We start from the raw sequence: 24,818 nt of genomic DNA, 5'->3' as shown, positions 1-24,818 counted from the left end.
TGCGGCGGGCGGAGGGCGCGCCTTCGCCCGCCGCCCGTCGCATCCTCGATGGGCGCGTTGGCGCAAAAGAGAATCGGCGCCGGAAAATGGGCGCGTCGCCCGACCCTTTCCTTGACGATCCCTCCCTCATCACCCTCGCCCGCTCGCGCGACGGGAAAGAGGAATGGCGACCGCCGCCAGATGCGCTCCCGACGCGCAGGCTCGCCCCCCGCGGCCCCGCTCATCGCCACCCTGACGGCGCGGGGCGCCATCGGTCGTCTCATCGCGATGCGGCCCGTGGCCGGGATCCTGCTTTGGCGACCGAAGCGCGGCGCCTCCATCGATGGCGAACGGCGCGCACCGTTGAGCGCCCGCCGTCGGGCGTGTGCTCAACCACATCGTTCAAGGGCGGGATCTGGCTCCGCCGCATCGCGGCGAACCCGTATTTCGACGAGGAACCATTCAACGCGGCTCCGACCGCCGAGACCGCCGGGCTCTCCGGCTGAAATTCGCGCAAAGGTTATCTCCGCCGCGCTCCGACGCCGGACGAAAAAGCCCCGCTCCAGGGGAGCGGGGCCTTTTCGACGTCCGATTCTTTCAGGCGAAAATCAATGCAGCTTGGCGCCCACATTCGCGATCGATTTGTCGATCAGGTCCGCGCTCGCCTTCTCCGTCATGTTCCTGGCGATCACATCGCGCGCCGCCGCGACGGCGACGACCACGGCCCGGTCGCGAACCTCTTTCATCGCCGACGCTTCGGCCGAAGCGATCTGCTCCTCCGCCGATTTCAGGCGGCGGACGATCGAGGCTTCGAGATCGATCTTGCCTTGCTCCGCGGCGCGGGTCGCCTCGGCGCGGGCGCGATCGACGATCTCCTTCGCCATCTCCTCCACTTCCTTGTGCTTGCGCTCATAGGACGCGAGGATGGTCTGCGCCTCTTCACGCAAGCGCCGCGCGTCCTCGAGCTCCGTCCGGATCCGCTCGGCGCGCGAATCGAGCAGCGCGGCGATCTTTTGCGGAGCCTTGAAGTAGACCAGCACGGCGATGAACAGAACCGTCGCCAGCGCGACGACGAGGTTCGCGTCTCCGAAAAAGCTCATCGCTCCATCTCCTTCACGATCCCCGCCACGGCCGCGCGCGTCGCTTTCGGATCCGCGATCCCGGGCATGACGGCTTCGACCACCGCCTCGGCGGTTTCGGCCGCGACCGCTTCGACCGCCTCGAGCGCGCTCTCGCGAATCTCGGCGATCCGTTTTTCGCCCTCGGCCGCGCGCGCCGCTATCTCCGCATCGGCCTTGGCCGCCGCCGCGTTCGTTTCGCCCTGAATTTCATCGCGAGCGGCCTGAGCGATCTCCTGCGCCTTGGCGCGGGCGTCGGCCAAAGCCTTTTCATACGCGGCCTCGGCCTCCTCCGCCTTCTTGCGGAAGTCCGCCGCGCGGTCGAGATCGTCCTCGATCGCGTCCGACCTCTCCTCAAGCCCGGCCGAAATCCGCGGCAGAGCGACATTCTTGAGGATCAGGAAAAGAACGACGAGCGACACCACCAGCCAGAAGATCTGGCTGGCGTAGCTGTCGATATTGAGCTGGGGCATCCCCGGCCCATCCGTCGCAAATGCGGGGGACGCGAGGAACGCGCCGCCTGCGGCCGCCACGGCCGATTTCAGCGAAAGACTCATCCAGCCCTCCAGATCGTTGCGCCGCGCGCGGCGTGCGCGCGGCGGGCTATTGGCTCGCTCGGCGGCGTCGTCAGATGGCGAACATCAGCAGAAGCGCGATCAGGAAGCCGAAAATGCCGAGCGCCTCAGCGAAAGCGATGCCGAGGAACATGACGGCGGTCTGGCCGCCGGCCGCGGCCGGGTTCCTGAGCGCGCCGGCCAGGTAGTTGCCGACGACATGGCCGATGCCGACGCCGGCGCCGCCCATGGCGGTGCACGCCAGACCGGCGCCGATGTATTTTCCGAGAAGGGTTGCAGCTTCAGCGTCCATCTTGATGTCTCCTGATTGATGGAAGGCGAGATGCGCCAATCAATGTTGCGGATTCAGCGCGTCGGTGAGGTAAATGCAGACAAGGATCGTGAAGATATAGGCCTGGATCACGGCGACCAGCAGCTCCAGCGCCATGATGCCGACCATCGCGCCGATCGGCAGCACGATGAGCGGGCCGAGACCGGCGGCGACAAGCATCGCCGTGAGGCCGGCGAACACCTTCAACACCGCATGCCCCGCCATCATGTTGCCGGCGAGACGAATGGAGTGGCTGACCGGCCGGGTGAAGAAGGAGATGACCTCGATCACCGCAAGCACCGGGCGCAGGACCAGCGGCGCGCTGGTGACCCAGAACATGGCGAAGAATTTCGGCCCGAGCCGAATGACGCCGAGGATGATCACGAGGAAGAACACGCCCAGCGCGAGCGCCGCCGTCACCGCCGCGTGGCTGGTCGTGGTGAACGAATACGGGATCAGGCCGAGGACGTTCGAAAACAGCAGGAACATGAAGAGCGTGAAGATGTAGGGAAAGAACTTCGCTCCGTCCGGCCCGAGGATATCCACGCACATCTCGCGGATGAACCCGTAGAGAACCTCGACCACGGAGCGCGCCCGCGTCGGCACCAGATTGCGCCCGCGCGTCCCGAGGATCAGCAGCGCGCTGATCGCGACGACCGTCACCGCCATCCAGAGAGTCGAATTCGTGATCGTGAACAGACCGAGTTCGCCGCCGAAAAGCGGAACGATCTCAAACTGGTGCATCGGATCGATGACAATCTCGCCGCCATTTCCGCTCGCCATGTTCACCCTCTCACTTCGTGTCCCGCTCCGGGGCGTCCGACACCGCGTCCCGGTCGGGGTCCGCGTGTTCCCTTTGATACTCCGCCGCCGATCTCAGCATCACGCGGACGCCGGCGGCGAAGCCGAAAAGCACCATGACGATGAGAAACAGGGGCATGGTCCCCAGCAGGCTGTCGAGCCCCCATCCCATCGCCGCGCCGACGAGAACGCCGGCGACCATGTCGATCGTCATCCGCCAGCCATAGCCGGCGGCGGAGAACGACCCTGACTTCCGCGCCGCCTTCGGCCGCCGCGCCTCCTTCGCCGCATCGATCTTCGCGGCGAGCGCCCCGAGCGGGTCGTCGGGTGGTCGCGAATGCATGCGCGCCGCCTCCCCTCACCGCGCCGAATGCGCCGTTTCAAGTCGGGCGGACAATAGGCGCCGGGAGCCGAGAAGGTCAATGGGCGAAAATCAGGCGGCAAAAATTCACAAGGCGCTGGTAATAAACGATATTCCGAATATGCGACGCGACAGCGCAGGCGCCGCCTGTCGGCGCATGTGGATTCGCCGCGCCTTCGGCCGCTTGCGCATAGGTCGCGCCATACCGTACGGTATTGCATGAATGGAGGAACGGCGATGCATAAACGCCCGCCTCAAAACCGCCCGATGAGCCGCGCGCACTGGCTCGAGCTCGGCCTGACGGCGCTGAGCGAAGGCGGGCCGGGCGCCATCACGCTCGACGCGCTGACCGCGCGGGCGGGCCGCACGCGCGGCTCCTTCTACCACCATTTCCGCGGCCAGGAGGACTTCATCGCCGGCGTCCTCTCGGCGTGGCGGGAGCGCAGCTCTCTGAGCCCCGGCGGCGAGACGCCCTTCGACGCGCTCGACCCGGCGCTCGAAACGGCGGTGCGGCGCCTGACAGGCGCGCAAGCGGCGGAGATCGTCGCCGCCGTGGACGCCGCGCGCATCCGTCAGCTCCGCGACCTGCATGCCGCCCCCGCGAGCCCCGCCGCGGCCGATTACGCCGAGATTTTCTACGCGGTCTATCTCGGCCTCCTCACCCTCGACGGGGGCGCCCCGGACCGCGCCGGCGCGCTTCTGTCGTTGACCGGGGAGATGATCGAGGCGCATTGGAACGAGTAGGCGGCGTGAAGGCGCTCGGAGGATGGAAGCCCGGCCGGCCGGAGACGTAATCCTTGTAGGCGCATCAGCGACCTATCCGGCCTCGCGCCAGATGAGGCTTTTAAATCGCCTCGCCAGCCGTCGCTTTCATGCAAGCGCGGGGCGCGGGCTCACAGGGCGCAGTCGTTCGATCAGTCGAAGGACCAAGTTCAACCTGAATCGGGAAGACAGGAGGGTCCGGGCCCTCGTCGCGGGGCGTATCCGTTTTTCAATCTGGGCGGTGCTCGCGCCGCACGATCCATCTCCATGCCGGATCGATCCTGATTTGGAGCGCGCCATGCGCGCCAACCGCCGGATCGACGATTTCCTGCGCCGCCGCTTGGCGCCGGTCATTCCAGCGCATCGCGCGCTCCGCGCGGGGCCGCCAAAAGAAAACGCCGCCCCGGTTGGCCGGGGCGGCGCCAAATCTCAAACAGGCGAAGGCCTGATCAGAGAGCGGAAATCGAGCTCACGGCGGTCTTGCCGCTGCGCTTGTCGATCTCGGTCTCGTACTCGACCTTCTGGCCCTCGTTCAGGCCGCTGATGCCGGCGCGCTCAAGCGCGGTCGCATGCACAAACACGTCCTTGGAGCCGTCTTCGGGCTGGATGAATCCATAACCCTTCTGGTCATTATAAAATTTTACGGTGCCTACGGTCATTGGGCAGTCCTCATTCCGCGCCGCTCCGCAAGGATTGCAGTGCTCAAGCGCATACCGACTTTCGGAAACCCAACCCGAGACCCGCCGTTTCCGGCAGAGTATGCAGTTAGAAGTCCAGCCATCGTCAGGCAAGGATATTAACTATCTCGGCGCGAGATTTCAAGGATCATCTTAATTTTGGCGGATGCGCCGGGTCCATGCCCGGCGCCGCGCGCGGTGGAGCGGCGGGCGGCGCAAGTTCGAACCCGAGGCCGATCTTCCGCGCCGCCGAAAGCGCAGGATCATCCGCCTTCAGAACGGCGATGTCGAACGCCGCGCGGTCGCCGCCGGCGAAGCGCGCCGTCTCCGCAAGTGCGGCGACGACCGCCGCCTCCGCCGCCTCGGCGCGAAGCGCAAGGCAGAGGACCAGCCCGCCCTCGCCCGCGCCGCAGAGCCAGGCCTCGACCACATTTCCGGCCAATCCGGCGAGTTTTGCGTCGATTCGCGCGAAAAGCGCCGGTTCGAGCCCCTGCGGCGGCGTCAACGCGAGACGGCGGCTCGCCTCCGCCTCAACCGGCTGGAGGGTCGCGGCGGCGGCCCAGTCCACGGCCTCAGCCGGCAGGATCGTCGCCGAAGGCGCCTCGCCGAGATTGACCCCGAGCTGCACGCCCCGCCCCGCAAACATGCCGAGAACCGCCCGGCCCGACAGCGCCAGATGCGCCGCTCCCGATTCGAGAAAATCGGCCATGCGGGATTCGGTGTCGAAGATCAGCGCGGTCTCGGCGCCGTCCACCGAAAAAAGAATCGGCTGCGGCGCGGCGTCCTCGAATGATTCGGCGTCGATCGCGAGGAAGAACTCCGCCGCCGCGAAAACCTCGTAATAATGCGCCATCTCCGCGTCGCCGGCGCCCGGCGCCTCGGCCGCGGCCCATGCGCGGTCCAGCGGCGTCTCGATCATGATCTCGCCTCCATCCATGCGGCGACATCGCGCCAGACCCGCCGCGCGTCAAGATCGCGGAAAAGAAGATGCCAGCCTTCTTCGTAAAGACGGAGCGTCTTTGGCCCGGAGAGGGCGTCATGCGCCGCCAGCACCGCTTCTTTCGGCGCCACCTGGTCCTTTTCGCCATAGAGCGTCAACACCGGCGCGCAAACCCGCGGCGCCGCGGCGACCGCGGCGTCCATCAGCCGGACCAACCCCAGCAGCTCCCGGCTCGACGGCGCGGAAAGATAGAGCGGATCTCTCCCCAGCTTGATCAGAAGGGGAATGTTGTCGCTCGCCTGGATCGTGATCACGCCGTCCCCGGTCCAGCGATGGTCCGGAAAGAGCAGCGCGGCGGTCCAGGCGGCGGCGCGGTAGCGCGCCGGGAGCCGGTCGCCGCCCCAGACGGCGGGCGCGGCGAGAACCAATCCATCCGCCGCGACGCCCTCCCCGAATCCGGCGAGGGCGACGGCGCCGCCCATCGAATGCCCGATCACGAACAGAGGGAGCCCGGGGTGGCGCGCGCGAATCAGCGCCGCGACCTCCCTGAAGTCGACGACGAGCCGCGCCGCGCCCGGCCATTGGCCGCGGCTCTCATTCCGGCCGAATCCCCGCTGGTCGTAGGCGTAGGTCAAAAACCCGCGCCGCGCCCAGAACGAGGCCGCTCCGGCGAAGGTGCTGGGCCCATAATCGGCGAATCCATGCAGCGCCAGAATCACCGCGCGGGGCCGCCCTTCCGGCGCCCATGACGAGAGCGCCAGCCGCGCGCCGCCGACGATCGCCCCGGCCTCGACATGCGCCGGGGCGAGCGGGCGCTGCGGCGCCGACGGCCCGCCCGCGCAAGCCCCGAGCAGGATGAGGAGGAGCGCGGCCGAGACCGCCTTCACAACAACGCCGCCACACGGGCGCGAAGAACCGGGAGCGTCTCCGCCTCGAACCATGGATTCTTTTTCAGCCAGTGCGTGTTGCGCCAGCTCGGATGCGGCAGCGGGAGGGTCCCGGGGCCGAAGCTCCGCCAATCCGCGACGACGGCGGAAAGCGGCCGGCGGTCCTTCAGCGTCCATCTCTGCGCGTAGCCGCCGACCAGCAATGTCAGCCCGATATCGGGCAACGCCGCCAGCGTCCGGGCGCGCCAGATCTCCGCGCAACGCTTCGGCGGCGGCAGATCGGAGCCTTTCGCGTCATAGCCGGGGAAACAGAACGCCATCGGCGCGATGGCGATGCGCGCGCGGTCGTAGAACGTCTCCCGGTCCACGCCCATCCACTCGCGGAGCCGGTCTCCGGAGCGATCGTCGAACGGAAGCCCGCTCTGATGCACTTTCAGCCCGGGCGCCTGGCTCGCGATCAGGATGCGCGCCGTCGCCGAGAGGCGCGCCACCGGCCGCGGCTCGTGCGCGGTTCGCGTTTGCGCGAATTCCGCGGCGCAGGCCCGGCAGGCGGCGATCTCGGCCTCCAGCTCCCTCACCCGGTCCTCAGCGCTTGTCATGGCGCCGGAGAATGCGAGGAGCGGGTCCGGTGTCAAGCGCCGGCCCGGCGCCGGCGATACATGCGGCCGCGGAGATCGCGCCGCGCCCCCATCGCCTCAATCGACCCGGCGCCATCGCGCCGACGGCCGGCGCGAATCATACCTCCGGCCCCGGCGCCCTCCCCGCCGATCCCGAAGAGGCCGCCGGCGCGTCTGCGTCGGCGCTCTCGCGTCGCGTCCGTCCCCGGCCCAGACGCGGCCGGCGGATCGGGACCGACGCGAAAAAGGACGACCATCCGCGCCGCCGATTTCGAGCGCGCCCGCGTTTTTGTCGCCCGTCCGGGATTCGCCCGGCGCTGGCTCGGCCCGCCGCGTAGGGCGTCTTTTCGGCCCGGAGCTGAAAGCGCGCCTCACCGTTTGAAACACTCCGCGCTTGGCTCTAAAGAGAACGGCAGGCGCCCGCTCAGCCGGGCGTCCTTCTTACGCCGGACGAGGGGACGCCGCCCATGTATCGATTCTGGGGCTTTCTGGCCAATTATTCGCTTTTGCTTGTTTTCGGCGCGCTGGCCGCCCTGGTCTGGGCCAACACATCCCCGGACAGCTATCATCACTTCATCCACTTCGTCCTGATGGAGGACGCCCTTGTCGGCATCCCGCATATGGGCGAGGACGGCCAGGTCGTGCGCACCCTCACGGTCCACTATCTGATCAACGACGTCCTGATGGCGTTCTTCTTCGCGATGGCGGGGAAGGAAGTCTGGGAGGCCGTGGCGCTCCGCAACGGGAGCCTTCGCGGCAAGAAGGCGCTGACCCCGCTGGTCGCGACGGCGGGCGGCATGCTCGGGCCGATCATCGTCTATCTCGGGCTCGCGGCGATCATGGGGTCGGCGACCTACGACGCCGTCGCCCATGGCTGGGCGATCCCGACCGCAACCGATATCGCCTTCTCCTATCTGGTCGGGCGGGTGGTGTTCGGCGCCGGGCATCCGGCCGTGCGGTTCCTGCTTCTGCTGGCGATCGCCGATGACGCCGCGGGGCTGCTCATTCTTGCGATCTTCTACCCCACGGGCGAGTTGGCGCCGGTCTGGCTTCTGCTGTCGTTCGCCGCGGCCGCCGGCGTCTATCTGTTCTTCAACTGGCTGCCGCGGCGGCTGGACCGGGGCCGGCAGGATCGGCCGGCCTCCACATTCGCCAACCGGACGCTCAGCTTCTGGCCCTATCTCATCGCCGCCTGCATCTCCTGGTACGCGTTTCAGGAATCGGGGATCCATCCGGCGCTCGGGCTGTTGCCGATCGTCGTCACGATTCCGCACGCCGACATCTCGTTCGGCATCTTCGAAGAGGCGGAGCGGCATCTCGTCGACCTCCTGAACCGGATCGAGCATTTCCTGAAGGCCCCGGTCGAGGTGATCCTTTTCCTGTTCGGGCTCGCCAACGCCGGCGTCGAATTCTCATTCATCGGCGACGCGACCTGGCTCGTGCTTCTCGGCCTTCTCGTCGGCAAGCCGTTCGGCATTCTCTTCATGGGCTGGCTGGCGGCGCGGCCGATGCGGCTCGGCCTCCCCGAAGGGATGCGGATTACCGACCTCTTCGTGCTCGGTTGCGTCGCGGCGATCGGGTTCACCGTCTCGCTCTTTGTCGCGGCGGTGGCGTTCGACCCCGGCCCGGTGCAGGACGCGGCGAAGATGGGCGCGCTGTTCTCGTTCTTCGGAGCGGTCATCTCCTTCATCGTCGGCCGCGTCTTCGCGGTCGAGAAGAAGCGCTGAGCGCGGATGGCGCAAACGCCAAACCCCGCGCCCTGGGCCGCCGCGCTGAAGGGCGGCCCGCCGGTCCTGATCACCGGCGCGGCGGGGTTCATCGGCTTTCATCTGGCGCTGAAGCTTCTCGGCGCCGGCGTTCCGGTCGCCGGGCTCGACAATCTCAACGCCTATTACGACCCGGCGCTGAAACGCGCGCGCCTCGCCATCCTCTCCGGGCATGAGGGCTTCCGCTTCATCGAGGCCGGGCTGGAGGACGCCGCGGCGACGGCGCGCGCCTTCGCGGAAATCCGGCCCGAAATCGTCGCGCATCTGGCGGCCCAGGCCGGCGTCCGGCACTCCATAGACGAGCCGCGCGCCTTCGCCGCGTCCAATCTCACCGGATTCCTGAATGTGCTGGAAGGCTGCCGCGCGGCGGCGACGCGGCACCTGGTCTACGCCTCGTCCTCCTCGGTCTATGGCGGCAACTTTCGGCTGCCCTTCTCCGTCCATCAGACCGCGGACCATCCGGTCAGCCTTTACGCCGCGACGAAGAAGGCGAATGAGGCGATGGCGCACGCCTACGCCCATCTCTACGCGCTGCCGGCGACCGGGCTCCGATTCTTCACGGTCTATGGCCCCTGGGGGCGGCCGGACATGGCCTATTTCAAATTCGCCGACGCGATCCGCGCGGGGCGGCCGATCTCGATCTACAACAACGGCGCGATGGAGCGGGACTTCACCTATATCGACGATATCGTCGAGGGCGTCGCGCGGCTCCTGCCTCGGCCGGCGGCGCCGGACCCTGATTTCGACCGCGCGGCGCCCGATCCCGGCCGCTCCTTCGCGCCGTGGCGGCTCTTCAATATCGGCAACCGGCGGAAAGAGCCGCTGATGGACATGATCGCCATCCTTGAGCGGGAGATCGGGCGCGAGGCGGAAAAGCGCTTCCTGCCGATGCAGCCCGGCGACGTCACCGCGACCTGGGCCGACATCGACGATCTGGAGGCCGAGGTCGGCTTTCGCCCCGACACGCCGCTGGCGGAGGGCCTCGCCCGCTTCGCGAAATGGCATGGCGAGTGGTTCGCGCGCCGCGCCGAAGGGGGCTGACCCCGCCGCCCCGGTCTTCCGCAGCCCACCCGCCCCCTGTATCATCGGGCCCTCGCCGTCCGCTCAATCGAAAGCCGAGGATATGACCATGACAACCGAGCAACGCACGGTCGATATCGGCGCCGGCGTCACCGTCGGCGCGGGCGCGCCGCTCCTGCTGATCGCGGGGCCCTGTCAGCTCGAATCGCTCGAACACGCGCTGATGATCGCGGAGACGATGGCGCAGGCCGCGAAGGCCGCCGGCATGGGCTATGTCTTCAAGGCGTCCTACGACAAGGCGAACCGCACCTCACTCTCCGGCGAGCGCGGGCTCGGCATGGAGCGGGGGTTGGAGATTCTGGGCGAGGTGCGCGCCCGCATCGGCTGCCCCGTGCTGACCGATGTGCACGAGCCCGCGCAGTGCGCCCCGGCCGCGGCGGTTGTCGACGTCCTCCAGATCCCCGCCTTTCTCTGCCGGCAGACCGACCTTCTTCTCGCCGCCGGAGAGACAGGGCGCGCGGTCAACGTGAAGAAGGGGCAATTCCTCGCCCCGTGGGACATGAAGAACGTCGCCGCGAAACTCGCCAGCACCGGCAACCAGCGGATCATGCTCTGCGAGCGCGGCGTCAGCTTCGGCTACAACACCCTGGTCACCGACATGCGCGCCCTCCCCGAAATGGCGAAGACCGGCTGGCCGGTGATCTTCGACGCCACCCACTCGGTTCAGCAGCCGGGCGGCATGGGCGGCGCCTCCGGCGGCCAGCGGGAATTCGCGCCGGTGCTCGCGCGGGCCGCGGTCAGCATTGGCGCCGACGGGGTCTTCATCGAAACGCATGAAGCGCCGGAGCGCGCGCCCTCGGACGGGCCGAACATGATCCCTCTGGACCGGATGCCGGCGCTTCTCGCCACGCTGGCGGCGTTCCACGCGCTCGCGCGGGCGCATCCGATCCGGCTTGCCGACGACGCGTGACGCCCCCCACATCTCCGGCGCAGAGACCAGGAAAGGAGCCGACATGGCCTATGAGTACGACAACCAGAACGTCTTCGCGAAGATCCTCCGCGGAGAGATCCCGAACGCGACGGTGATGGAGACCGAGCACACCCTCGCCTTCAACGACATCGCGCCGCAGGCGCCGGCGCATGTGCTGGTGATCCCGAAGGGCCCTTACATGAATTACGACCATTTCGCCGCCGAGGCGACGGACGCCGAAATCGTCGATTTCACCCGCGTCGTCGGCGCCGTGGCGAAAAAGGTCGGCCTCACCCCCGACGCCGGCGGCGCCGGCTACCGGCTGATCGCCAACACCGGCGAGAACGGCGTGCAGGAGGTTCCGCACCTCCATGTCCACGTCCTCGGCGGCCGCCCGCTCGGCCGCCAGCTCCAGCCCGCGAAAGACTGAGCCCGGGTCAGCCCGGCGGCGAGCCCCGCAGCTCCATCGGCTGCAGAACCGGGCCGAGCGGCGTCTCCGCGATCCAGGCGGCGACGCCGAAGACCTCGCGAAGCAGCGTCGGCGTCAGCACGTCGCGCGGCGCCCCGTCCGCGACGACGCGGCCGCGGTCCATCATCACCAGCCGCGTGCACCAGCGAAGCGCGAGGCCGAGATCGTGGAGCGAGACCAGCGCCGAGCGTCCCTCCGCCGCCAAATCGGAAAAAACCCGCATCGCCGCGATCTGATGGGCGGGATCGAGCCCCGCCGTCGGCTCGTCCGCGATCAGGAGCGGCGTCTCCTGCGCCAGGGCGCGGGCGATCAGAACCCGCGCCTGCTCGCCGCCCGAAAGCTCCGTCGAGAGGCGGCCCCGAAAGCCCTGAAGGCCAAGCCGGCCGATCGCGCGATCGACCACCGCGGCATCTTCGGGCCTGAGCCGCGCGCCGGGCGGCAAATGCGGGATCCGGCCGAGCGCAACCAGCGCCTCCACCGTCAGCGGCCAGGCGATCTCCCGCGCCTGCGGCAGGAACGCGGCGGCGCGCGCCAGCGCCGCCGGCGCCAGCGCCGCGAGGCCGCTTTCGCCGCGATGCCGCTCCAGCCCGAGCGCGGCGCGCATCAGCGTGGTCTTGCCGGCGCCGTTCGGCCCGATCAGCCCCACGCATTCGCCCGCCCCGATGTCGAGCGTCACCGCGTCCACCACCCGGCGCTCCCCGCGCAGGACCGTGAGATCCCGAAGCCGCAGCAACGTCACCGGAACGCCCCCCGCATCCGGAACACGAGATGGAGAAAGAACGGCGCCCCGACCAGCGCCATCATCACCCCGAGCTTCAGATCCCGCTCCGGCAACACCAGCCGCACCGCGATGTCCGCGCCGAGCGTCAGCGCCGCGCCGCAGAGCGCCGAGGCGAGCAGAAGCGGCGCCGGGCGCGCCCCGACCAGCGGGCGCATCAGATGCGGCGCCACGAGCCCGACGAACCCGATCGCGCCCGCCACCGCCACCGACGCGCCGACCGCGGCGGCGACGCCGAGCACCAGCATCACCCGCAGCCGCCCCAGCCGCACGCCCATCGCCGCCGCCGCATCCTCTCCCAGCGTCAGCGCCTCCAGCCCCCGCCCCAAAGGCGCGATCAGGAGACAACCGAGCGCCATGAACGGCGCGGCGACCGCGACATGCGCGAAGGAGCGATCCGCGAGCGAGCCCATCATCCAGAACACGATCTCGCTCGCTGCGAAGGGGTTTGGGGAGAGGTTGAGAACCAGCGCCGTCAACGCCCCGGCCAGCGCGCTGATCGCGACCCCGGCGAGGATCAGCGAGAGCGACGAGCCCCGCGCCCCCGCCAGCCCCAGAATAAGCGCGACCGAGCCGAGCGCGCCGAGGAGCGCCGCCGCCGGCAGCGCCAGCGGGACCGCGAGGGCGAGCCCGGTCTGGAGCGAGATCACCGCGCCAAGCGCGGCGCCGCCCGAGACCCCGATCAGCCCCGGCTCCGCCAGCGGATTGCGCAGATATCCCTGCAAGGCCGCCCCCGAGAGCCCGAGGCTCGCGCCGATCATCGCGCCGAGAAGCGCGCGCGGCAGGCGGATCTCCCACATCACCAGCGGCAGCGGCCCGTCGCCGCCAAGCAGAAGCGCGCGAAGCGACGCCCCCGGCCCGACGCCCGCCGGCCCGATCAGGAGCGAGGCGAGAAAAAGCGCGGCGAGAAGCGCCAGAAGCCCGATGAGCGCGCCCCGGCTCACCCGCGCCGGCCCAGCCGGAGCCGCGCCGCCGCCATCGCCTCCACCGCGTCAAGCGCATGCGGCCCGCCGCAGACCCAGTCCGCATCCACCGCCCGGACGCTCGGGATCCCCTTCAGCGCGGGATGGCGCGGGACCGCCTCGGCCTCCGACGCGCCCGGATAGCGCGCGCCGGTGATGATGAGATCGGGCGCCGCCATCACCAGCGCCTCAAGCGGAAGCGCGCCGCCACGCTCGATCCCGAATTCGGCCGCGACATTGGCGAGCCCCGCCGTCGCGAGAATCCACCCGCCAAGGCTCGCGCCGCCCACGGTCCAGCCGTTCGCCTGATAGATCGCGGCGCGCGGGCGCGGGCCGTCGAGCTCCGGCAAGGCCGCGAGCCGGGCCTCGAACACCGCGATCGCCGTCTCCGCCGCCGCCTCCCGGCCCAGCGCCTCTCCCATCCGCCGCAGGTTGGAGACGATCTCCGCCCCCGTCGTCGCCAGGGGAAAGCGGCGCACCTCGACCCCGAGCCTGCGCAACATCGCGACGACCGGCGGCGCGGTGAACTCCCCCGCCAGCACCAGATCCGGCTCCAGAAGCCAGATCTCCTCCGCCCGCCCGAAATTGGCGGGATACGCCCGCGCCGCCGCGGCCATCGGGTTGCTGAGCGGGTCCCATGCGATATGCGAGACGGAGACGAGCTGCCCCGGCGCCGCCAGCAGCATCGCCAGTTCATCCGTGCAGAGGTTGACGGACACGACCCGGCGCGGCGGCTCCCCGTCGCCCGCCCGGGCCGCGGCGCCGATGACGATCAACGCGACACCGAGCCAAGCCCGCGCCAGGCGGCCGGGGAGCCGCCCGCTCACCACCGCGCGCGAAGCCCGATGAAGGCCGCGCGCCCTTCGGTCGCGTAGCCGTCAAGCTCCTCATAGTCCGTATTGAAAATGTTGCTCACGCGCCCGGTCAGCTCCACCTGATCGGTGATCCGGTAGGAGCCGGAGACGCCGACCAGCGTATAATCATCCAGCTTCACCTGGCTCCCGGCGACGATGGGCGCGGTGAAGTCGCCGTCGCGCAGCCCCGCCACATGGTTCAGATTCAGCGTGAGTCGGGCCCGATCATCCGCGAAGAGGTAAGAGGCCTCCAGCCCGAGATCATGTTTCGGGCGGCGAAGCTCCACCGCGCCCGATGAATCCTCCGCATCGAGCCATGTATAGGTGAGCCCCAGCGAAAGCGCATCGACCGGCCGATAGCTCGCCTCGATCTCGATTCCGCGCCGTCGGCTCTTGCCGGGGGCGTTCACCGAGGTTGAAAGGAAAGTCGTCGGGTCGAAGACCGATGTGATCTCGTTCTTCACCCGATCCTGAAAATAGGTGACGTCGATCAGCCCGCGCCCGTCCATGAAGCTCTGCTCGACCCCGATATCCCAGCCGAAGCTCTCTTCCGGCTTCAGCGCCGGATTGCCGACGAAGCTGCCCGGGAAAAATCCGAACTGCTCGATCAGCGACGGGTTCTGCGCCCCGGTGCCGAGCGAGCCATGGAGCCGCGTGGACTCGTTCGGCAAGCGCCAGGAGCCGGAGACGCTCCAGGTGGTGAAATCCTTGAACTTGTCGTTCCGGTCGTGCCGGAGGCCAAGCTGGAGATCGAACGCGTCGAAAAACTCGCCCCGATACTCCAGCGCGCCGCTCAACTGCTCGCGCGTCTGCCGGTCGAGCTGAGTCGGATCGAAGACCAGCGCCGGATCGGTGCTGCGATAGGTCTCGCGCTCATAATCGAACGCGCCGGTGAGCGTGTGATCCGCCGCCCGGACGGTCGGCGCGTCCAGCGCGACGGTCGCCTGAAGCCGCCCGGTGCGCCGCCCCGCCGTGGTCGCGGTGGTCTTCGCGCCGTTTGTGAACTGGTCGTCGTCAAGATCGACGATCCCGAGGTTCAGCCGCGTCTCCACCCTTCCGTCGAAGAGGTCCGCCTCGCCGAAGACCGAGCCGTAGATCTCGCGCCGTTTCGCCTCGAGATCCGCATCGGTCACGAGGTCGGCGCGGGTCGCCGCGCCGTAGTTGAACTGGTCGTATTCGGAGCTCCGGTCGATATAGCGCAGCGTCCCGCCGACGCGCACGGCCTCCGATAGCGTCAGATCGCCCGAGAGGTTGAGCGTGAGATTGTCCGAACCGTCATCGCCGCCGCCCGGAGTCGCCGAGATATCGAACCCATCCGTCGACTGACGCGCGACCGCGAGGCTGAGACCAAGGCGCTCCCCCCGGTAGCGGACCGCCGCGTCGCCGCCCCAGGAGGCGTTGCTCCCGGCCTCCACCGAGCCTTCGGTCGAGAATCCGGGCGTGCGGGCGCGCTTGGTTATGATCGAGATCACGCCGCCGAGCGCATTGGCGCCGAAAAGCGCCGATTGCGGCCCCCGCAGCACTTCGATCCGCTCGATATCCGCCGCCAGCAACCCGCTGAAATCATAGGCGAGATTATCGGGCGAGGACGCCTTCACCCCATCGATGAAAACCTGCGTGTGCTTACTCTCCGCGCCGCGGATCCGCACCACGGCCACCCCGCCGGCGCCCCCTGTCTGGTTGACCGCGACGCCCGGAATCCCGCGCAGCGCGTCGACCGCGTAGAGCAAGTTGCGCCGCTCGATCTCCTCTCCCGTCACCACCGTGACGGCCCGGCCGAACGCCGGCGCGGGGGCCGGCGTCAATCCGCCGGAGATGATGATCTCGTCGAGCTCGATCACGCCCCCCTCCTCTGCATGGAGGGGCGATGCGGCGGCGCCGATCGCGCCGATAAGATATACGATTCGTTTCATGTCCGGTCTCCCGCGGGCGGGGCCTCCCGGCCCCATCTGGCGCATATGCCTTCGGAAGATGATGACCTTCCGCAGACGGTGGGTCGTCACCGCTACGGAAAATCCGCCGCCCATGACGCGCCCCGCGCCCGGACCGGGTGAGCATTCCGGCAGGTCTCCTGGCTCACGGGTCGTCGCTTGGCCGGGTCTTCCCAAGGCGAGGATCGCCCCAGTGACATTCTCCGACCGCGCTCGCCGCTTACAGTTGCGGGGGCAGCTCCGGCTTGGCGAGGGCGTATCCCCCCGCGCACCGGATTCCCTTTTACCCGGGCGATTTTCGGCCCGGACCAGAACGCGTGAAAACTACGTTAACCTTCCGCCGGGGGCAAGACGCCGGGCGCGGCGAAACGGCCGCGCCTCCAACGCGCCCCTTACGAGCGCGCCAGCGCCGGGCGGATCCATTTCGGCGCGAGAAGCGGCAGGGGCGCCGCGAGGATCGCCATCGCCCACCAGAGCGGGCGAATTTCATAGCTGAAATCAAAATTCGCCGCGAAGATCCGCCCCGCCGGAAGCCCGCTCATCGTCAGATGCCAGAGATATTCGCTCCCCGCCGTCGCCGCGCCGCCCGCGATGGCGGCGCCGACGACGAGCAGCGCGGCGGGCGCCCCGGATCGGGCGAACGCGCGGTGCAGCATCAGCCCGGCCCAGATCCCGAAAAGCAGCGACGGCGCCGCGACGTCGATCTTCGCCTGCATGAAGAAATGAAGAACGCCGAGCGCCGTCAGCGGATAGGCCAGCCGGTGCAGCCGCCGCCATCCGGCCCCCATGCGCCGGATCGCCCGGTCGAACGATGTGGCGGCGAGCGCGCCGAGCCCGAGCAGCGTGACGAACCCGACCGCGAGATAGATCCGCGCCGCGATCTCCGACGCCACCTTCGCGAGATCGCCGTTCTGGGAAAGAATGTAGAGGCTGAAATGCCCGGCCGCGTAGGCGAACGCGCCCAGCCCGATCAGCCGGCGCACGCCGATCAGCCGCCCCCAGCCGAGGAGCCGCCTGAGCGGCGTGACCGCCAGCGCCGCGAGCAGAAACCACAGCGTCCAGATTCCGGTGAGATGCGTCACCGCGTCGAACGGCTCCGCGCCGAGCCGATCCGTCGCCAGCGCGAACAGGATCCAGCACGCCGGCGCCGCCATCGCCGCGAACACCGCCGCCCGAAGCCGGGAGAAGCGCCCCGCGCGATCCATCCAGGGCAGATACGTCCTGTCCATCTGTCGCCACCTCGCCAGCCGGGCCCGTCGCCGCCGGATATCCGGATATTAAGCGCGCGGCGACGATTTGCGCCCCGGCTCACGACATCGTTTGCACGCCAGGCGCGCGCACCCGGCCCCGCCTAGGCCGCGCGGAGCCGCTCCAGCGCCGAGGGTTTCACCTTGAATCTCTCGCCATAGGTCTCGGCCAGCTCCGCCGCGCGGGCCTTGAACGCCTCGATCCCGATTCCGCGGACGAACTGGATCGCGCCGCCGGTATGGGCCGGAAAGCCGATGGCGAAGATGCCGCCGAGATTGGCTTCGAACTCGGTCCGCAAGACCCCTTCGTCGAGGCACCGGAGCGTTTCGACCACCTGCCGGTAGATCAGCCGGTCCTCCGCCTCCTTCATCGTGACGCCGCGGTTTCCGGTTGCGAACTCCGCCAGCCCCGGCCAGAGCGTCTTGCCGCCCTCCGGCGGATAGTCATAGAAGCCGCCGCCGTATTTCCGCCCGCCCCGGCCCATCTCCACCATCCGGTGCGCGACCGCTGCGGTGTGAGAGGCGTCCGCCGGAAAGCCGTTTTCGACCCCCAGCCGCTCATCGAGCGCGAGATGCGTGTCATGCACCTTTTTCGACAGCACCATCGACACTTCGTCATGCACCGCCAGCGGGCCGATCGGCATGCCGGCGCGCCACGCCGCCCGCTCGATCGCCGCCGGGCTCATCCCGTCGATCAGGAGCGCCTGCCCCTCGTCGAGATAGGTCCCGAACACGCGCGAGGTGAAGAACCCGCGCGAATCCCGCACCACGATCGGCATGTAGCCGATCCGCCGGACATAATCGTAGCCCTTGCGGAGCGTCGCCTCCGTGGTCTTCTCGCCGAGGATGATCTCGACCACCTTCATCTTCTCGACCGGCGAGAAGAAATGGAGCCCGATGAAGCGGGCGGGCTCGGGGCAGCTTTCCGCCAGCAGGCTGATCGGCAGGGTCGAGGTGTTGGAGGCGTAGACCCCGCCCTCGCCGAGCCGGCCGAAGGTCGCCGCGATCACCGTCTCCTTCAGCGCGACATCCTCGAACACCGCCTCGATGATCAGGTCGGCGCCGTCCAGATCGGCGTCATCCGCCGTCGGCCGGATCCGGGCGAGCAGCGCCGCCTTGCCGTCCGCGTCCATCGCGCCGCGCGCGATCCGCTTGTCGGCGAGGCCGGCGGAATACGCCTTCCCTTTTGACGCCGCGTCGAGGTCCACGTCCTTCAGCGCGGTGCGCAGCCCCGCCGAGGCGTTCGCCCACGCGATGCCCGCCCCCATCATCCCCGCGCCGAGAATGGCGATGGATTTCGGAGCCCAGACCTCGCCTTCGGGCCGGGCCTTGCCGGCCTTCATCGCCTGCATGCCGAAGAAGAACGTCTGGATCGCCGCCTTGCATTCCGGCGTCATCATCAGCGCGACCAGCCCGCGGCTTTCGACGCGGAGCGCGGCGTCGAACGCCATCCGCATCGAGTTGACCGCGATATCCAGAATCTTCTCCGGCGCGGGCGAGAGGCCGCGGGTCTTCTTCACCAGCATCGCCGGCGCCACCTGCGCCGCCAGTCGGACGTTGGGGCTGGTCGCGCCGCCGCCGGGATAGACGAATCCCTTCGCGTCCCAGGGTTGCTGATGCGCGCCCGGATTGGCCTTGATCCAGGCTTTCGCCGCCGGGATCAGATCGGCGCGCTCGGCGACGATCTCATCGACGAGGCCGAGCTTCAGCGCCTTCGCCGGCCCATGCGCCTTTCCCTCCAGAAGCAGCGGCAGCGCCCGCTCGAGCCCGAGCAGCGCCGTCAGCCGCACCACCCCACCCGCGCCCGGCAGCAGGCCGAGCGTGACCTCGGGCAGGCCGACCACGGCTTTCGCGTCGTCCACGACGATCCGGCGATTGCAGGCGAGGCAAAGCTCATAGCCGCCGCCGAGCGCCGCGCCGTTGATCGCCGCGACGACGGGAACCGGCAGTTTCTCGATCTCCCGATAGGGCCGTTTGTTCTCCTCGACATAGCGCAGCGTCTCCGCGTCCGCCCTGGTCATCGAGCCGAGAATGTTCAGATCCCCGCCCGCGAAGAAGGTCTTCTTGGCCGAGGCGAAGACCACGCCGGTCAGCCCTTCTTCGGCCCGAAGCCGCGCCAGAACCCGGTCCATCGCCGGCACATAGCGCGCATTCATCGTGTTGGCGGACTGGCCCGCCATGTCCAGCGTCAGGGTGACGATCCCGTCCGCGTCCTTCTCGTAGCGGATATCCTCGCTCTCAGCGCCCATCGCTCAGATCCTCTCGATGATCGAGGCGACGCCCATGCCGCCGCCGACGCACATGCAGATCAGCGCGCGCTTCAGGTTCCGCCGCTCCAGCTCGTCGAGCATGGTGGAGACGAGGCAGCCGCCCGTCGCGCCGAGCGGATGGCCCATCGCGATGGCGCCTCCGACCACGTTCAGCTTCTCGTCCGGGACGTTCAGATCCTTCTGCAGCCGCAGCGCGACGGAGGCGAAGGCTTCGTTGATCTCCACGAGGTCGATATCGTCCAGCGTCAGCCCGGCCTTCGCCAGCGCCTTCCTCGAGGCCGGGCCGGGCCCCGTCAGCATGATCGTCGGCTCGGTCCCGGTCAGCGCGATGGAAAGAACCCGCCCGCGCGGCGTGAGGCCGAGATCCTTCCCCGCCTGCGCGTTGCCGACCAGGATCAGCGAGGCGCCGTCGACGATGCCGCTGGAGTTCCCCGGTGTGTGGACATGATTGATCCGCTCCACCTCCGGGTATTTCGCCAGCGCGATCGCATCGAAGCCCAGCGCGCCCGGCTTCGCGAAGCTGGGCTTCAGCGCGCCGAGCTTCTGCATGTCGGTGTCCGGCTTGATGAAATCGTCCCGCTCGAGGATCGCGATCCCGTTCTCGTCCCGAACCGGCACCACGGAGCGGTCGAACCAGCCGGAATCGCGGGCGTGCGCCGCGCGCTTCTGGCTCTCCATCGCGAAGGCGTCGACATCGTCCCGGCTCCAGCCCTCGATGGTGGCGATCAGGTCGGCGCCGATTCCCTGCGGCGCGAACCCGGTCGCGATCGCGGTTTCGGGGTCCTCGGCGAACGGGCCGCCATCGGAGCCGATCGGAACCCGCGACATCGATTCGAACCCGCCGGCGCAGACCAGATCCTCCCATCCGCTCGCGATCTTCGCGGCGGCGGTGTTGAACGTGTCGAGGCCCGACGCGCAGAACCGGTTCACCTGCGCGCCCGGCACGCTTTCGTCCCAGCCCGCCTTCTGCAACGCGATCTTCGGCAGAACCGCGCCCTGCTCCATATGCGGCGCGACGCAGCCGAGCATCACGTCGTCCACCCGGCCGGTGTCGAGATCGTGCCGCGCCTGCATCTCCGTCAGCAGCGTGGTGACGAGCGTGATCGGCTTCACTTCATGCAGCGTCCCGTCCGCCTTGCCTTTCGAGCGGGGCGTGCGGATCGCGTCATAGATATATGCGGCTTCGGTCATCGGGGGCTCCTTCGGCGGTTCACTCATTTATATGCGCTCGGCCGCCGGGCGAAAGCCCCCCGCCGGGCGGCCGACGGCGCGGACGTCCGCTTGCGGGGCTCGGCATGCGACCGGAGCGCCCGACCGCGAGGATCTCCCCCCATGCCCGCGCCCCGGCGCGTATCGCACATTTGGCGATCCTCCGCGGGTTCCCGCCCTTTATCGCGTTGCGGTCGCCGGCCGGGGCCGTCATCCTCTCTCTGCGCGTCTCTGCGCGCCGCAAATCACCACCATCTTCCTCCGGGGGAGCCATGGCTGCAAAGATCGAACGCCTTCAATCCGATCACTACCTCATCCCGCTGAAGGAGACGTTGACCGACTCCATGCATGGCGAGATGCGCGGATTCGAGATCATCACCGCCCGCGTCACCGACAGCGACGGCGCGACCGGCGTCGGCTACACTTTCACCTGCGGCCGAAACGGCGGCGCCGTCCATGACGTGCTCGACCGCGAGATCGCGGAGATAGCGCGCGGCGAGGAGGCGGGCCGGATCGAGCATCTCTGGAAAAAGATCTGGTGGGCGACGCATTACGGCGGCCGCGGCGGGCCGACCGTGCTCGCGCTCTCGGCGTTCGATATCGCGCTCTGGGACCTCGCCGCCACCAAGGCCGGCCAGCCGCTCTGGCGCCATCTCGGCGGGTTCGATCCGGCCGTGAAATGTTACGCCGGCGGCATCGACCTCATGCTCGACGCGGATGCGTTGATCGCGCAGACCGAGAAAAACCTCGCGCGGGGCTTTCGCGCCATCAAGATGAAGGTCGGGCGCGAGCGCCTGTCGGAGGACGTCGCCAAGGTGGCCGCGATGCGCGCCTTCCTCGGCGAGGGAACGCCGCTGATGCTCGATGCGAACATGAAATACACGGCCGATCAGGCGATCCGCGCGGCCCGCGCCTTCGCTCCCTACGATCCATACTGGCTGGAGGAGCCGGTGGAGCCGGACGATATCGCCGGCGCCGCCCGCGTCCTCTCCGAAGGCGGGCTCCCCGTCGCGAACGGCGAGAACCTGCGCACCCTCCAGGATTTCCGGAATTTCATCACCGCCGGCGCCGTCAGCTTCCCCGAGCCCGACGTCACCAATTGCGGCGGCGTGACCGTGTTCATGAAGATCGCGAAACTGGCGGAGGCGTTCGGCCTTCCGGTCACGTCGCACGGCGCGCATGATTTCACCGTGCATTGCCTCGCGGCCGCGCCGAACGCCTCCTATCTCGAGGCGCATGGATTCGGCCTCGACGAGTTCATCGCGCACCCGCTGGAGATCCGCGACGGCGTCGCCCTCGCGCCCGAGCGGCCCGGCCACGGCGTCGCTTTCGACTGGGCCGCCCTCGAAGCGCTCCGCAAGGCGTGATAGATCGTCGTCAAGACCCGCATCCGGCCGTGACCGCACGGTCGCGACGTCGGCCGACGCGCCCTCGCGCCGCCCAAATCGCAGTTAGCTAAGGAGTCATCAATGTCCAAACCAGCAATCGGCTTCATCGGTCTCGGGCTGATGGGCGGGGCCATGTGCCAGCGCCTGCTCGACAAGGGATATTCCCTCACCGTCATGGCCAACCGCAGCCGCACCGAGGTCGACAAGGCGGTGAAGCGCGGCGCGAAAGAGGTGAAAACCGCGAAGGAGATCGCCGAAGCTTCCGATATCGTCATGCTCTGCATGGACACCTCCGCCTCCGTCGAGAGCCGGATGCGCGGGCCGGAGGGCGTCATCGCCGGGCTCCGCAAGGGCGCGACCGTGATCGATTTCGGCACCTCCCTCCCCGACAGCACCGTCGCTCTCGGCGAGGAGGTCGCGGCCGCCGGCGGCGCCTATCTCGACAGCCCGATCTCGCGGACCCCCGCGCAGGCGCGCGACGGCATGATCATCCTGATGTGCTCCGGCGATCAGGCCGCCTTCGCGAAAGTGCAGCCCACGCTGCAGGATCTCGCGGAGACCGCGTTCCATCTCGGCCCGCTCGGCACCGGCCACAAGATCAAGCTGATCAACAATTTCTACTCCATGACCACCGCGATGGCGATGTCCGAGGCCTTCGCGATGGCCGACGCCACCGGCGTCGCGCGCGAGAAGCTCTATCAGGTGATGTCCGTCGGCCCCAACCATTCCGGGATGATGGATTTCATCAAGGCGAACGCGATCGACGGCGACCCCACGAAACTCTCCTTCGCGGTGAAGAACGCGCGCAAGGACGTCGGGTATTACGCGCAGATGGCCGACGCCGCCGGCGCGGTCAGCCTGATGTCCAGCAACGCCAAGCAGACCCTCTCGCTCGGCGTCGCCAACGGCTATGGCGACCGGAACGTCCCGGAAATGCTCGAATTCTTCGAGAAGCTCTACGCGGCGAAATAAGCCGCCGCGCCCCGCCCGCCTCCGCGCCCCGCGTGGAGGCGGGCCTCAGCCGACGATCACATCGCCTTTTTCGTTCAGATCCACCGGAATCCGGTCGAGCGCCGCGCCTATTCCCGCCCCCTCGACCCCTTCGCCGGTCGCGGCGAGAAATCCGGCGCCGTGATTGGTGCAGCGGATCACCGTCCCATCCGCCGACAGCAGGCGCTCGCCGCGGTGGTTCAACGGCAGAAAATGATGCGGGCAGGCGTTCACATACGCCATGATCCGCCCCTCGACCCGCACCAGAAGGATCGGAAAACCGTCGAGATCGAAACACCGCGTCCCCGCGGCGGGCGCCTCCTCCGCCGCGCAGATCCGCGTTCCCGGCGCCGGCGCGTGCGCATAGAGTCTCCAGGCCTCGCTCATTCGCGTCGCCTCCCCCCTGTCTCCCCCATGCCGTCTCCCCCGATGGGAAAGCGCCCGAGACATTTCTCGCGCCGAGAGAATAAAGCGAATCCAGCGCATCAGCCGGTTCTGCGGCGCGGGCGCATGATAACGCCGCAAGCGCGGACGGGCTATCGACATCCTCGTGCGGCTGCGCTATCGCGTCCGCCTGTTCTGTTGAGGCCCGCAAGGGAGCCTGCGCCATGGAAAACATCATTCTGATCGTCCACCTCGTGCTCGCGGTGTTCCTGATCGTCGTCGTGCTGCTGCAACGCTCCGAAGGGGGCGCGCTTGGCATGGGCGGCGGCGGCGGCGGGCTCGTCTCCGCGCGGGGCGCCGGAACGGCGCTCTCCAAAGTCACATGGATCCTCGCCACCGCGTTCATCATCACCTCGCTCACGCTCACGGTCATCGCCGCGACCGCGACCGGCGGCCGCTCGGTGATCGAGGGCGCGGTCCCGTCCAGCGCGCCGGCGGCGGATGGCGACGCGGCCCCGACGACCGGCGGCTTCAAGCTGCCGGACCTTCCCTCCGGGCCGACGACGCCGCCGGCGGCCGACTGAGGCGCGCTCCTACCGCCTGAACACGATCGGCAGCGTGAAGTCGAAGCTCGCCCCCGCGAGCCCGCCCGGAGCCGGAGGATAAGGCGCCGCGGCCGACACCGCCCGCAGCGCCGCCCGATCCAGCGCGGCCGAGCCTGAACTTTCCCGAATCTGCGAGGAGAGGAGCGCCCCGCTCCGCGCGACCCTCAGCGCGACCTCGGCGGTCCGCGTCCGCCGGATGAGCCCGGGCGCCCGCCGCCGGGCCTCGATCGCGCGCCGGATCGCGGCCCCCCACGCCCTGGCGAGCGCCGCCGCCTCGCCGTCGTCGGAAGGCTGCGCCTCCTCGCCGCCGCCCGCCGCCGCATCGTCCGCCACATGCTTCGGCCCGGGGTCCGGCCCGGGATCTGGCGCAGTGTCCGGCGAGGGGTCCGGCGCGCCCCCGGGCGGGTTTGACGGCGCGGCGCGCGCCCTAGTCCGGGTTCCGAGCGGCGCAGGCTTTCGGGCCGGGCGCGCCATCGGCGGGCGCATCGCCGCCTCCGCCGCCATCTCCGGCCTCGGCGGCTCAGACCGCGGCGGCGGCGCGCGCCGCGGCGAAGACGCGCGCGGCGCGATCTCCGGCGCCGGCCCGAGCCCGGCGCGCGAAGGCGGCGCCGGCGCGCTCTCGGCCGGCGGGCGCGCCTGCGGCGGCGGCGGCGTCTCCGGCGGGCGCTCCCAGGCTTCGATCAGCGCCGCCATCTCCGGCCCGACGCCGACGAGCGCCGCTTCGCCTCCCTGCCCCGCCGCGCGCGATCCTTCGCCTCGCCAGGCCCAGAAGGCGGCGGCGTGGAGCATGGCCGCGAGGCCGAGAAAGAGCGCGGCTTCGGCCAGCCCCTTCATCGCGGCGCCGTCACGATCTCGACCGGACCGACATCCGCCGCCGCGAGACGCCCGAGAAGCGCCGCGAGCCGCGCCGCGTCGAGGCGCCGGTCCGCGCGGATCCGGAGCGGGCCG

General features: G+C 69.2%; 27 protein-coding genes and 1 riboswitch. Of the genes, 9 read left to right on the top strand and 18 right to left on the bottom strand.

The window, feature by feature from the left end:
- Positions 1-293: 293 nt before the first annotated feature.
- Complete coding sequence (locus WG921_RS16800; RefSeq protein ID WP_340110418.1) at positions 294-485, top strand: hypothetical protein; 192 nt, start codon at positions 294-296, stop codon at positions 483-485.
- 102 nt (positions 486-587) lie between these two features.
- Here the strand turns inward: WG921_RS16800 and WG921_RS16795 are convergent, their stop codons facing one another.
- The 5 genes from WG921_RS16795 to WG921_RS16775 form a co-directional block, all read right to left on the bottom strand.
- Positions 588-1,079: a F0F1 ATP synthase subunit B family protein gene (locus tag WG921_RS16795; protein ID WP_340110417.1), complete on the bottom strand. Its 492-nt coding sequence runs from the start codon at positions 1,077-1,079 to the stop codon at positions 588-590.
- Entirely contained in the window at positions 1,076-1,570 is a 495-nt protein-coding gene (locus tag WG921_RS16790) for a F0F1 ATP synthase subunit B' (RefSeq protein WP_413788603.1), read from the bottom strand. Before WG921_RS16790 ends, WG921_RS16795 begins: the two co-directional genes overlap by 4 nt.
- 154 nt (positions 1,571-1,724) lie before the next feature.
- A complete protein-coding gene (locus WG921_RS16785) occupies positions 1,725-1,964 on the bottom strand; it encodes a F0F1 ATP synthase subunit C (protein ID WP_340110415.1) in 240 nt (79 codons plus the stop codon).
- Positions 1,965-2,003: 39 nt separating this feature from the next.
- Positions 2,004-2,765, bottom strand: a complete 762-nt coding sequence (locus tag WG921_RS16780; protein ID WP_340110414.1) for a F0F1 ATP synthase subunit A — start codon at positions 2,763-2,765, stop codon at positions 2,004-2,006.
- Positions 2,766-2,775: 10 nt separating this feature from the next.
- Positions 2,776-3,126, bottom strand: a complete 351-nt coding sequence (locus tag WG921_RS16775; RefSeq protein ID WP_340110413.1) for an AtpZ/AtpI family protein — start codon at positions 3,124-3,126, stop codon at positions 2,776-2,778.
- Between the two features lie 255 nt (positions 3,127-3,381).
- Here WG921_RS16775 and WG921_RS16770 point away from each other — a divergent pair, with 255 nt between their 5' ends.
- The gene (locus WG921_RS16770; protein ID WP_340110412.1) at positions 3,382-3,888 is read left to right on the top strand and encodes a TetR/AcrR family transcriptional regulator; all 507 of its coding nucleotides are present in this window, start codon (positions 3,382-3,384) and stop codon (positions 3,886-3,888) included.
- Positions 3,889-4,355: 467 nt separating this feature from the next.
- Here the strand turns inward: WG921_RS16770 and WG921_RS16765 are convergent, their stop codons facing one another.
- The 4 genes from WG921_RS16765 to WG921_RS16750 all read right to left on the bottom strand — a co-directional run bounded on the left by WG921_RS16765 (position 4,356) and on the right by WG921_RS16750 (position 7,009).
- Positions 4,356-4,565 carry a cold-shock protein gene (locus WG921_RS16765; RefSeq protein WP_340110411.1) on the bottom strand — a complete coding sequence of 70 codons (210 nt, stop codon included), beginning with the start codon at positions 4,563-4,565 and terminating at the stop codon, positions 4,356-4,358.
- A 166-nt stretch (positions 4,566-4,731) separates the two neighbouring features.
- A complete protein-coding gene (locus tag WG921_RS16760) occupies positions 4,732-5,502 on the bottom strand; it encodes an SseB family protein (protein ID WP_340110410.1) in 771 nt (256 codons plus the stop codon).
- On the bottom strand, positions 5,499-6,410 hold the full coding sequence (locus WG921_RS16755; protein ID WP_340110409.1) for an alpha/beta fold hydrolase: 912 nt from the start codon (positions 6,408-6,410) through the stop codon (positions 5,499-5,501). Before WG921_RS16755 ends, WG921_RS16760 begins: the two co-directional genes overlap by 4 nt.
- Positions 6,407-7,009, bottom strand: coding sequence for a uracil-DNA glycosylase family protein (locus tag WG921_RS16750; protein WP_340110408.1), 603 nt, complete (start codon positions 7,007-7,009; stop codon positions 6,407-6,409). The genes WG921_RS16755 and WG921_RS16750 overlap by 4 nt, the downstream gene beginning before the upstream one ends.
- A 485-nt stretch (positions 7,010-7,494) precedes the next feature.
- Between WG921_RS16750 and WG921_RS16745 the strand changes: the two genes are divergently transcribed.
- The 4 genes from WG921_RS16745 (at position 7,495) to WG921_RS16730 (ending at position 11,213) form a co-directional block, all read left to right on the top strand.
- Positions 7,495-8,754 (top strand): Na+/H+ antiporter NhaA, encoded by a 1,260-nt coding sequence (locus WG921_RS16745; RefSeq protein WP_340110407.1) that lies wholly within the window; start codon positions 7,495-7,497, stop codon positions 8,752-8,754.
- A 6-nt stretch (positions 8,755-8,760) separates the two neighbouring features.
- Complete coding sequence (locus tag WG921_RS16740) at positions 8,761-9,834, top strand: NAD-dependent epimerase/dehydratase family protein (RefSeq protein WP_340110406.1); 1,074 nt, start codon at positions 8,761-8,763, stop codon at positions 9,832-9,834.
- An 88-nt stretch (positions 9,835-9,922) separates the two neighbouring features.
- Positions 9,923-10,783, top strand: coding sequence for a 3-deoxy-8-phosphooctulonate synthase (gene kdsA, locus WG921_RS16735; protein ID WP_340110405.1), 861 nt, complete (start codon positions 9,923-9,925; stop codon positions 10,781-10,783).
- A gap of 43 nt (positions 10,784-10,826) precedes the next feature.
- Positions 10,827-11,213 carry an HIT domain-containing protein gene (locus tag WG921_RS16730; RefSeq protein WP_340110404.1) on the top strand — a complete coding sequence of 129 codons (387 nt, stop codon included), beginning with the start codon at positions 10,827-10,829 and terminating at the stop codon, positions 11,211-11,213.
- 7 nt (positions 11,214-11,220) lie between these two features.
- Here the strand turns inward: WG921_RS16730 and WG921_RS16725 are convergent, their stop codons facing one another.
- The 7 genes from WG921_RS16725 to WG921_RS16695 all read right to left on the bottom strand — a co-directional run bounded on the left by WG921_RS16725 (position 11,221) and on the right by WG921_RS16695 (position 20,485).
- Positions 11,221-11,991, bottom strand: coding sequence for an ABC transporter ATP-binding protein (locus tag WG921_RS16725; RefSeq protein WP_340110403.1), 771 nt, complete (start codon positions 11,989-11,991; stop codon positions 11,221-11,223).
- Positions 11,988-12,974: a FecCD family ABC transporter permease gene (locus tag WG921_RS16720; protein WP_340110402.1), complete on the bottom strand. Its 987-nt coding sequence runs from the start codon at positions 12,972-12,974 to the stop codon at positions 11,988-11,990. Before WG921_RS16720 ends, WG921_RS16725 begins: the two co-directional genes overlap by 4 nt.
- Positions 12,971-13,819 (bottom strand): ABC transporter substrate-binding protein, encoded by an 849-nt coding sequence (locus WG921_RS16715; RefSeq protein WP_340110401.1) that lies wholly within the window; start codon positions 13,817-13,819, stop codon positions 12,971-12,973. Before WG921_RS16715 ends, WG921_RS16720 begins: the two co-directional genes overlap by 4 nt.
- On the bottom strand, positions 13,816-15,759 hold the full coding sequence (locus WG921_RS16710) for a TonB-dependent receptor plug domain-containing protein (protein WP_340110400.1): 1,944 nt from the start codon (positions 15,757-15,759) through the stop codon (positions 13,816-13,818). The genes WG921_RS16715 and WG921_RS16710 overlap by 4 nt, the downstream gene beginning before the upstream one ends.
- Before the next feature lie 131 nt (positions 15,760-15,890).
- Positions 15,891-16,105, bottom strand: a riboswitch (cobalamin riboswitch).
- A 64-nt stretch (positions 16,106-16,169) separates the two neighbouring features.
- Positions 16,170-17,006, bottom strand: a complete 837-nt coding sequence (locus tag WG921_RS16705; RefSeq protein ID WP_340110399.1) for a protein-methionine-sulfoxide reductase heme-binding subunit MsrQ — start codon at positions 17,004-17,006, stop codon at positions 16,170-16,172.
- 122 nt (positions 17,007-17,128) lie between these two features.
- Complete coding sequence (locus WG921_RS16700) at positions 17,129-19,273, bottom strand: 3-hydroxyacyl-CoA dehydrogenase NAD-binding domain-containing protein (RefSeq protein WP_340110398.1); 2,145 nt, start codon at positions 19,271-19,273, stop codon at positions 17,129-17,131.
- 3 nt (positions 19,274-19,276) lie between these two features.
- Complete coding sequence (locus WG921_RS16695; RefSeq protein ID WP_340110397.1) at positions 19,277-20,485, bottom strand: acetyl-CoA C-acetyltransferase; 1,209 nt, start codon at positions 20,483-20,485, stop codon at positions 19,277-19,279.
- Positions 20,486-20,775: 290 nt separating this feature from the next.
- On the opposite strand from WG921_RS16695, the gene WG921_RS16690 reads away from it, so the two are divergent.
- Positions 20,776-21,870, top strand: a complete 1,095-nt coding sequence (locus WG921_RS16690) for a mandelate racemase/muconate lactonizing enzyme family protein (RefSeq protein ID WP_340110396.1) — start codon at positions 20,776-20,778, stop codon at positions 21,868-21,870.
- A gap of 102 nt (positions 21,871-21,972) precedes the next feature.
- On the top strand, positions 21,973-22,863 hold the full coding sequence (locus WG921_RS16685) for an NAD(P)-dependent oxidoreductase (protein ID WP_340110395.1): 891 nt from the start codon (positions 21,973-21,975) through the stop codon (positions 22,861-22,863).
- Between the two features lie 45 nt (positions 22,864-22,908).
- Here the strand turns inward: WG921_RS16685 and WG921_RS16680 are convergent, their stop codons facing one another.
- Positions 22,909-23,268: a Rieske (2Fe-2S) protein gene (locus WG921_RS16680; protein ID WP_340110394.1), complete on the bottom strand. Its 360-nt coding sequence runs from the start codon at positions 23,266-23,268 to the stop codon at positions 22,909-22,911.
- A gap of 221 nt (positions 23,269-23,489) precedes the next feature.
- Here WG921_RS16680 and secG point away from each other — a divergent pair, with 221 nt between their 5' ends.
- Positions 23,490-23,849, top strand: a complete 360-nt coding sequence (secG, locus tag WG921_RS16675) for a preprotein translocase subunit SecG (RefSeq protein WP_340110393.1) — start codon at positions 23,490-23,492, stop codon at positions 23,847-23,849.
- 9 nt (positions 23,850-23,858) lie between these two features.
- Here the strand turns inward: secG and WG921_RS16670 are convergent, their stop codons facing one another.
- Entirely contained in the window at positions 23,859-24,704 is an 846-nt protein-coding gene (locus WG921_RS16670) for a TonB family protein (RefSeq protein ID WP_340110392.1), read from the bottom strand.
- Positions 24,705-24,818 lie beyond the last annotated feature (114 nt).

It is taken from the genome of Paludibacillus litoralis (assembly GCF_037646705.1).
GTDB lineage: Bacteria > Pseudomonadota > Alphaproteobacteria > Rhodobacterales > Rhodobacteraceae > Pikeienuella > Pikeienuella litoralis.
This window is presented reverse-complemented; position numbering and strand designations above follow the sequence as displayed.

Coding starts and splice junctions, on each gene's coding strand:
- WG921_RS16690 (WP_340110396.1), top strand. CDS start 20,776: ATGGCTGCAAAGATCGAACGCCTTCAATCCGATCACTACCTCATCCCG.
- WG921_RS16775 (WP_340110413.1), bottom strand. CDS start 3,126: ATGCATTCGCGACCACCCGACGACCCGCTCGGGGCGCTCGCCGCGAAG.
- WG921_RS16770 (WP_340110412.1), top strand. CDS start 3,382: ATGCATAAACGCCCGCCTCAAAACCGCCCGATGAGCCGCGCGCACTGG.
- WG921_RS16785 (WP_340110415.1), bottom strand. CDS start 1,964: ATGGACGCTGAAGCTGCAACCCTTCTCGGAAAATACATCGGCGCCGGT.
- WG921_RS16695 (WP_340110397.1), bottom strand. CDS start 20,485: ATGACCGAAGCCGCATATATCTATGACGCGATCCGCACGCCCCGCTCG.
- WG921_RS16795 (WP_340110417.1), bottom strand. CDS start 1,079: ATGAGCTTTTTCGGAGACGCGAACCTCGTCGTCGCGCTGGCGACGGTT.
- secG (WP_340110393.1), top strand. CDS start 23,490: ATGGAAAACATCATTCTGATCGTCCACCTCGTGCTCGCGGTGTTCCTG.
- WG921_RS16680 (WP_340110394.1), bottom strand. CDS start 23,268: ATGAGCGAGGCCTGGAGACTCTATGCGCACGCGCCGGCGCCGGGAACG.
- WG921_RS16750 (WP_340110408.1), bottom strand. CDS start 7,009: ATGACAAGCGCTGAGGACCGGGTGAGGGAGCTGGAGGCCGAGATCGCC.
- WG921_RS16760 (WP_340110410.1), bottom strand. CDS start 5,502: ATGATCGAGACGCCGCTGGACCGCGCATGGGCCGCGGCCGAGGCGCCG.
- WG921_RS16790 (WP_413788603.1), bottom strand. CDS start 1,570: ATGCCCCAGCTCAATATCGACAGCTACGCCAGCCAGATCTTCTGGCTG.
- kdsA (WP_340110405.1), top strand. CDS start 9,923: ATGACAACCGAGCAACGCACGGTCGATATCGGCGCCGGCGTCACCGTC.
- WG921_RS16765 (WP_340110411.1), bottom strand. CDS start 4,565: ATGACCGTAGGCACCGTAAAATTTTATAATGACCAGAAGGGTTATGGA.
- WG921_RS16670 (WP_340110392.1), bottom strand. CDS start 24,704: ATGAAGGGGCTGGCCGAAGCCGCGCTCTTTCTCGGCCTCGCGGCCATG.
- WG921_RS16685 (WP_340110395.1), top strand. CDS start 21,973: ATGTCCAAACCAGCAATCGGCTTCATCGGTCTCGGGCTGATGGGCGGG.
- WG921_RS16730 (WP_340110404.1), top strand. CDS start 10,827: ATGGCCTATGAGTACGACAACCAGAACGTCTTCGCGAAGATCCTCCGC.
- WG921_RS16745 (WP_340110407.1), top strand. CDS start 7,495: ATGTATCGATTCTGGGGCTTTCTGGCCAATTATTCGCTTTTGCTTGTT.
- WG921_RS16740 (WP_340110406.1), top strand. CDS start 8,761: ATGGCGCAAACGCCAAACCCCGCGCCCTGGGCCGCCGCGCTGAAGGGC.
- WG921_RS16780 (WP_340110414.1), bottom strand. CDS start 2,765: ATGGCGAGCGGAAATGGCGGCGAGATTGTCATCGATCCGATGCACCAG.
- WG921_RS16705 (WP_340110399.1), bottom strand. CDS start 17,006: ATGGACAGGACGTATCTGCCCTGGATGGATCGCGCGGGGCGCTTCTCC.
- WG921_RS16710 (WP_340110400.1), bottom strand. CDS start 15,759: ATGAAACGAATCGTATATCTTATCGGCGCGATCGGCGCCGCCGCATCG.
- WG921_RS16700 (WP_340110398.1), bottom strand. CDS start 19,273: ATGGGCGCTGAGAGCGAGGATATCCGCTACGAGAAGGACGCGGACGGG.